The 4401-nt window shown below is 63.7% G+C and carries 6 protein-coding genes; 5 read left to right on the top strand and 1 reads right to left on the bottom strand.

Annotation, left to right across the window (positions count from 1 at the left end; genetic code table 11):
- Positions 1-270 precede the first annotated feature (270 nt).
- Positions 271-684, bottom strand: coding sequence for a hypothetical protein (locus tag FF36_RS35240; RefSeq protein WP_128423455.1), 414 nt, complete (start codon positions 682-684; stop codon positions 271-273).
- A gap of 805 nt (positions 685-1489) precedes the next feature.
- Here FF36_RS35240 and FF36_RS31035 point away from each other — a divergent pair.
- The 5 genes from FF36_RS31035 (at position 1490) to FF36_RS34760 (ending at position 4151) form a co-directional block, all read left to right on the top strand.
- On the top strand, positions 1490-1696 hold the full coding sequence (locus FF36_RS31035; protein WP_044888771.1) for a hypothetical protein: 207 nt from the start codon (positions 1490-1492) through the stop codon (positions 1694-1696).
- Positions 1693-1893, top strand: coding sequence for a hypothetical protein (locus FF36_RS36295; RefSeq protein WP_128423700.1), 201 nt, complete (start codon positions 1693-1695; stop codon positions 1891-1893). Before FF36_RS31035 ends, FF36_RS36295 begins: the two co-directional genes overlap by 4 nt.
- Positions 1883-2170 carry a hypothetical protein gene (locus FF36_RS31030; RefSeq protein WP_052681684.1) on the top strand — a complete coding sequence of 96 codons (288 nt, stop codon included), beginning with the start codon at positions 1883-1885 and terminating at the stop codon, positions 2168-2170. Before FF36_RS36295 ends, FF36_RS31030 begins: the two co-directional genes overlap by 11 nt.
- Entirely contained in the window at positions 2170-2361 is a 192-nt protein-coding gene (locus tag FF36_RS31025) for a hypothetical protein (protein WP_044888770.1), read from the top strand. The genes FF36_RS31030 and FF36_RS31025 overlap by 1 nt, the downstream gene beginning before the upstream one ends.
- A 179-nt stretch (positions 2362-2540) precedes the next feature.
- Positions 2541-4151, top strand: coding sequence for an FtsK/SpoIIIE domain-containing protein (locus FF36_RS34760; RefSeq protein WP_157871757.1), 1611 nt, complete (start codon positions 2541-2543; stop codon positions 4149-4151).
- The last annotated feature ends 250 nt before the right edge of the window (positions 4152-4401 follow it).

Here is a 4401-nt window from a genome sequence, read left to right as displayed (position 1 = left end):
GGGGCGCCCGCGAGGCTCGGCGCCGGGGGGCGCCCGCGAGGCTCGGCGCCGGGGGGCGCCCGCGAGGCTCGGCGCCGGGGGGCGCCCGCGAGGCTACCTGACCCCCGCGCGGAGTGGCTAGCGGCTGATCCAGCCGAGCCACGCGCCCGCCACGACGCACGGCACGGCGACGAAGACGACGAGTACGGCGATGAAATACCAGGGGATTTTGTCGGAATCCCAGTCCCATGAAGACATTGATAAGACTCCTTCTGTGGGGCGGTGGGGTTTCTACAGCACCTGCTGATCTGTGATTATCAAATATGTGCGGGCGCCGTTGTAATACTCCACGAATATGCCGTACCGGTACGCCCATGGGGCGATTTCGTCGGCAAGCGTGACGGCTTTTATCTCAGGGGATTCCGCGTTGTAGGTGGCGTCTACCAGCAGCGCGCAGATGTAGGTGAGGGAATCCTCTTCGGCGGTGGCGGACATGAGGGGCGCCAGAGGTGGTCCCGTCTCCCTTCCTCCCGCGAGCCCGGGGTAGTGGAATGCTGCCACGTACACCGTTCCCCAACCCGTCTCTATGACGATACCCGCAGGTCGCACGGCCCACTCTGCCTCTTCTGCCGTGCGGACGGCGCGGATTCCTTTCGCTGATCGCAGCTTTTCCTGAAGGAGTTTTTCTAGGCGCTCATTTTCCATCGGGGCGCGGCCTGGACGGGGGTTGTGATACGGGCCGGAAGGTGTCGGCGGGTGGGGGTGGTGCGGGCGGTACGAACGGCACCCATCCTTTCGGTTTCCCGTGCGTCGTGTCGTTTCCGCTGCGGAGCCTACGGTCAATTTCCATTGCGAGGGCTTGCAACAGTTTTTTTTCATGGGTCTTACGGAAACTGTCGCCTTCGACGCGATAATGCTCGGAGGCTTTCTCTCGCCGTTCAGTCTTCGTCAAGGGCACTCGCCCGGGGGGTACGGGGTTGAGTGCGAGCAGTTCGCGGAGCGCCGTGCCGCGCGGGTGACCGAGTGCTTGCGTGGCCGCGTGTAGGAGCCGATAGACGGCAGTGGCGCGCGCCCACCTGCCTCCCGGTGCTGTGACGAGAGCCAACAAGTGGGGCGCGGCCTCCAGGACATCTTCGGGTCCGCGCGCGCCACGGTCCGCCAGGCGACCAAGATCCTCTAGAAGATCCTGTTCGTGGCTGCCCTCGATCATCACGGGTCCTCTCGTTCGTGCACACGCCCTTGCATCCGTAACAGCGCCCATCCTGACAGTGACCGGGCGTATACGCATCCGGGTTTAGTCCGGGTTGGGTCCGGGGTGTCCGTGCGCTGATGATCGGTCCGGGTCTGGTCCGGGTCCGGTCCCGCTGAATTCCGGGTGCTTCCAGGAATGACCCTCGTATTTGCCAGTCTGATACCTGCGCCGAGGCTCTTTCCCGGGAAGCATTAGCGGTGTTCGACGGGGCCGTATAAAGCGTCCTCGCGGCCCGTTCACCACTTCTCGGGAGCACCCGTGCTGCTATTCATTCTCTTCTTTTTTCTGTTCGCTCTCGCCGCGTCTCTGTTCCGCTTCCTCGCGGTCTTCGTGCAGGTCTCGTTGGCGCTGTACGCGGTTCATTGGGTCGCCGAAAACCCGCACGTCTACGGCGGATACTTCGTCGCGCTTCTCTTCCTGCTACTGGCCGTGCGCGCCGTGTCGAGGTGGGTCAACAAGCCGTGAAGGTCAGGATTCACATCTTCCTCTGGGCCGCTGTGATCGTCTGGCTTCTTTTCCTGTTCCTGGTGGGGGTGGCTGTCGGCCACGAATTGCGGCCGGACGTCCGGCCGCGGGCATGCCCGAACGAATCCCCGCGCGTGGAAAACGCCTTTTCCTTCTCTCCCTTCGACATTCCGCGAGGTGCCTGCAATGTTCGATGACCGTGAGCTGTCAGACCTGGAACGGCGCGCCGGCGACGCCTTCGACACCCACATGGACGGTTTCACGGCAAGCAGCGTCCTTCACGACATTTTCATGGACATTTTGAGCCAGGACCCGCAGGGCATCGAAGCCATCCGGTACGTACAGACCCTGTTGCGCGCCCACCGGGAGAAGACCAAGAAAGAGTGGAAGACCGCCCAGGACCTGTGGCTGTTCGCATCCGACATGGCCTACGGCGCCGACGTTGACGACGACGAGGACGGGATTGATCACTGATGTTTTCCATCTCCATTCTCTTCTTTCTCCTGATCGTGGTCATCGTCATGATCCGAGCTTTTGACCTGAGCGCGGGACAGGCTTTTATCTGCGTCGCGCTCGGTTTCTACGTGGCGCATTCCAGTTTCGCGGACACGTTCCAGAACCTGCTCACCCAGCTTCTCGGGATCTTTTCCTCAGTCCACCTGTAGACCGTGCGGGGGTGTCCGGTGCACGGACACCCCCGCTTTCTCCGGGAGGAGAAAAGATCGTGGCACGAACCCGCACAAACGATCAGCGTAGGGTGGCTCGGGAAATGCGCCGAATGCGCCGTCACATGCGCCGGTCGACACGAAGAAAACTCCGGGAAAATCGGTCCGGTCCGGGAATCGTGGCCAGTATCGCCGGTTTCTTTTGGCGGTATCGCAGTGAACTTCTCCCGCTCTACACCGGTCTTTTCTTGACGGTGTCCGCCACGGTGGCTCACCGGGCGTGGGGCACCGGTGGCGTGGTGCTGGTGGCCCTGTTCTGCCTGGTCACAGCGGGTCTGTTTGCTCGCAGGTTGGCGCGGCAAATCGAACGCGCCTATGCCTTGACCGTGATTTTTCTTGGCTCGGGATGGTGGTTGGCCGCTGGGATTCTTGGTCCTGGACACTGGCCTCTTCCCGCTCTGCTCGTGACTGTCGGGACGGTGGCCGCTGTTCCGTGGTGGGCGCACCGGCGCCGGCGGGAACGAGTCCGGGTGGAGCGGACCATTCGGGCGTGGCCTGTTCTCGCGGAAGACGCCGGACTTTCCGGCTCGCGGGTGATGTCCGCGGTGGTGGACGCATGGGGCTATACCGCACGGGTGGCACTACGACGTGGAATGTCCGCCCGTAGCGCCATCGCCCGAGCCGACGAAATCGCGAGCATGCTAGGCGTCCGCCCGAACTCCGTCCGGGTGACTGCCGATCCGGACCGGGAAGATCACGTCATTGTCCGCGTGACAGAGACTGATCCGCTGGCACGCCCGAACCCATGGCCCGGACACAGCAACGAACCCGTCACGATCACCAAACCGATTGCCATCGGAACCGCTGAGGATGGCACGACGACAACCGTTCTCCTACTCCGCCGGAATGTTCTTATAGGCGGCGTCGTCGGCTCCGGAAAATCAGGCATCGTGAACGCCATCTTGGCTGCCCTCATACCTGCGGACGATGTGATCGTGTGGGGCGTTGACCTGAAAGGAGGGATGGAACTTGGCCCATGGAGAAAATCCCTCGGACGCCTGGCCACCGGAATGGACGATGCGGTCACACTCTTCACGGACGCCCTAGCCGAACTCAACCGGCGCGCTTCCGAACAGGCCGACCGCGGGGAACGCACGTGGAATCCCACCCGTCAGCGTAAGGCACTCGTGATCCTCTGCGATGAATTCGCCGAGCTTCCCCCGGAAGCATTGGATCTGGCGGATTCCCTGGCCCGTCTCGGCCGCGCGGTCGCGGTCACCCTCATAGCTGCTACGCAACGACCCACCCAGGAATCTATGGGAAACGGCGCCATTCGTAGTCAGATGGACATTCGGATTGCCCTACGGGTTCGGGAACGCGCCGACACAGACCTCATTCTCGGCGCCGGAGCCTATAAAAGCGGATGGCGAACAGACGTCTTTTCTCTTCCCGGTGTCTTCCTTGTCCTCGACTCCGACCACACGACGCCCATACCCAACCGGGCCTACCTCGTGGAAGACGACACCGTCACGGCCATCACCGACCGCTTTCCCGCGCCGGTAGCTCTACCCGACCGGAAGGACGAACCGCACGCGGACCATTCCGCTGATCCCGACGATGCACTGTGGACGGCACTCACGTCCGACGACGGTGCCAGCGTGCCCGACCTGGTGACCGCGACCGGCCGGTCGCGCCGTTGGGTCTACTACGCCCTTCAGCAACTCCAGGAAACCGGCAAGGTGCATCAGGGCGCACCCGGACGCTGGCACGCCACCCCGGACCAGCCATGACCCACAGTCACGAAAACGCCGTGCACACCGGTGTGCAAACGATCGTGCAACGCTGTGCACACCGGTGTGCATGCACGGCCCTACGCGCGCGCGTGCGCGCCTGCGCGCATAGGCACCCACACACCCCCGACCGTGCACGCCACTGCACAACACCACAGACAGTCACATCCACCGGTGCCGGCGGCCCTCGGCGAGCGGGGAGGCGGTGCCGGCGGCCCTCGGCGGTGCCGGCGGCCCTCGGCGAGCGGGG

The organism is Frankia torreyi, assembly GCF_000948395.1.
GTDB lineage: Bacteria > Actinomycetota > Actinomycetes > Frankiales > Frankiaceae > Frankia > Frankia torreyi.
This window is presented reverse-complemented; position numbering and strand designations above follow the sequence as displayed.